At 50.1% G+C, this 2,254-nt stretch carries 4 protein-coding genes; 1 reads left to right on the top strand and 3 read right to left on the bottom strand.

Annotation, left to right across the window (positions count from 1 at the left end):
- Positions 1 to 35: 35 nt before the first annotated feature.
- Positions 36 to 719, bottom strand: coding sequence for a biliverdin-producing heme oxygenase (locus C7K08_RS13595; protein WP_161955937.1), 684 nt, complete (start codon positions 717 to 719; stop codon positions 36 to 38).
- Between the two features lie 62 nt (positions 720 to 781).
- Between C7K08_RS13595 and C7K08_RS13590 the strand changes: the two genes are divergently transcribed.
- Positions 782 to 1,168 carry a hypothetical protein gene (locus tag C7K08_RS13590; RefSeq protein WP_133165301.1) on the top strand — a complete coding sequence of 129 codons (387 nt, stop codon included), beginning with the start codon at positions 782 to 784 and terminating at the stop codon, positions 1,166 to 1,168.
- Here the strand turns inward: C7K08_RS13590 and C7K08_RS13585 are convergent.
- Both C7K08_RS13585 and C7K08_RS15665 read right to left on the bottom strand, forming a co-directional pair.
- The gene (locus tag C7K08_RS13585) at positions 1,076 to 1,759 is read right to left on the bottom strand and encodes a long-chain fatty aldehyde decarbonylase (protein WP_106501069.1); all 684 of its coding nucleotides are present in this window, start codon (positions 1,757 to 1,759) and stop codon (positions 1,076 to 1,078) included. The genes C7K08_RS13590 and C7K08_RS13585 overlap by 93 nt on opposite strands.
- On the bottom strand, positions 1,756 to 2,254 hold a 499-nt coding region (locus tag C7K08_RS15665), incomplete at its 5' end, for a ferritin family protein (protein WP_341272173.1). The genes C7K08_RS13585 and C7K08_RS15665, both read right to left, overlap by 4 nt.

Genomic DNA, 2,254 nt, shown 5'->3' with positions numbered 1-2,254 from the left:
CCTGTCGTGGCGGCGCAGCAGTTCAATACTCATCGCTAGGCGGCCTTGATTTCAGCTAGGGCTTTGAGCAGCCGTTGGTTTAGGCGGAAACCAGCGGGGGCCTCCTCCAGCAAATTTGTTTCCTCGTTGTGCATTAAGGGCAATAGCTCGATGCCATCGTGAAGTTGCTGCTTTAGTTCAGCGATGGGCCTGGGGAAGCTCCAAAACTGCAATTCAGGTAGGCCTGCTTTGCTAAGGATCGAGTTGGCTTGCTGGGCTAGTTGTTGGCCGCCGGAAAGGTCGCCCCCATAGCGCACATACACATGGGCAAGGAACCGTTCTGGTGCTGTTTCCGCCAAGTTTGTGAGGCAGGCGATTAATTCATTTGCCAATTCATCAAGGCTTGCTGGGCTKGCTTCTAAGGCCGCCAGTGCCGCAACATCCTCCTTGAGGGCCCTGTGCCGTGAGAGGGCATGCCAGGGAATGCCACTGGTTTTAAGCGGGTCGGGCAGTTGCTCAATCAAAGCCTCCATTGCTGTGTAGATCGGCAATAGGGAACGGATTAAGGCGGCGATTTGTTGGGGGCTGGCGCCGCCTTCGAGCAAAGCTTTCGAAAACACCATTCCCTCCGCATCGCGATGGGCAGCGCCGATCACACGGTGCAGTTTCTGAAGGCGGGTTCCGAGCGGCATTTTTTGATCCCTATGGGTTTCATGAACGGAAACAGGGGTGGCAGCCATGGCGGCAACGCAATTGTATAAATGATATAATAGAATCATTGTATCAGCTTTGCATGTTGCAAATGATTTCTGTTCCCCTTGCCTCTGTGCTTGTTGCCCCCTACGGAGTTCTTAGTGGCGATGGCCAATTAGAGGAGGTGTTAGCTGAGCGTTTACGCACTCGCGATGGCAATGCCCCTGATATTTGGCATTTAAGCCCAGATCAATTGGAACCCACTCTTAAGGCTGAATTACAGCAGCGTGGKGTTGATYTAGGCACAGATCACGCTGCAAAGGARTTGTTGCTCAGCACCACACCACACCTGCTGTTGTGGTTGCAACTGCGTTTTGGCGGTGATTTATACGAGCATCTCCCCCTACGCCAAGGCACGGGCTATCGCAGCAGCGCCAATGGCCCTAGCTCGGTTTTGATGAAAGCCGATAGCGATCAAGGTGTCGTTGAAAAGTGAAACAAATTCAGCCACCACCTCGGCTGGATCAATGCCAATTGCCACAAGGTGTTGCCATAGCTCTTTGAGAATTGTCATGGTGGTTGCCAGTTCAGTGCGGCAACATTCAGCAATAACCTCCTGCTGTTCAGCAAAATTTGCCTTTAACCATCGCTCTGCATAGTTCAAATGCAAGTGTTCATCATCTATCACTTTTGCTGTGATTTTTTTGGCATAGGGATCGGCTACGGGTAGATAACAGTGATATGCGGCGATTGCAAAACATTCGATGATTAGGCCTTGAATCACCATGGGTCTTACCAGGCAACCCCCCTTAAGGGCTGTGCAGAAGTGGGAATGGAGTGGTTGAAATAAACGGCGCGCCATTGGAATTGCAGCGGTAATACCAAGTTCGCGGCCGCAGCCAACGAAATCCCTGGCATGGCGAGCTTCCATGGCAGCTAGGGCCATTAATTCGTCGTGGTCTTGATGGATTGCCTTGGCTAATTTTTGAAAATGCTGAGCCGCGTGGGTTTCCCCCATAATCACCACGCCATTGATGTGTGAGAAGGCGGTTCGATAGGCGCTTGAGTAGTAATTAATTGTTTTCATGCCAGCTCCATAGGGCTAAGGAATTGACGCAGCCCGTGGCCTAACAGCTTTAGGCGAATCAAGAAACAATCAAAACGCCAACCCTTAGCCGCTTTGGCTTGTAATTGTTGAAAGCAGTGCACTATTCCATCGCGATGGGCCATGAAGTTTGTGCCTGTTAATTTAAATACCACGGGGAATGCCCTGCGAGCACTGCGATTTGTTGCTTTGATTACTTCGGTATCAAACTGGCGGGCATCCATGCCTAACAGTTCATAAAAGTTGCTGCGTTCCGCCACCGTGAGGCTATGGGTTAGAAATACCAGCCATAGAAATAGGCGGCTTAATAATTTACCGCGTATACCTTTAGTCATCCCTGGCCAACACTGCAGCAACATATTGAAAATATCGCCATGGCGATTTTCGTCTTGGCACCAGGCATCAAAATAATCAAATAGTGGCGCAAACTTATTGGCAGGATTTTTTTCTAAATGACGTTTGATTAATATATAACGC

Source organism: Synechococcus lacustris str. Tous (assembly GCF_003011125.1).
GTDB classification, from domain to species: Bacteria; Cyanobacteriota; Cyanobacteriia; order PCC-6307; family Cyanobiaceae; genus Synechococcus_D; species Synechococcus_D lacustris.
This window is presented reverse-complemented; position numbering and strand designations above follow the sequence as displayed.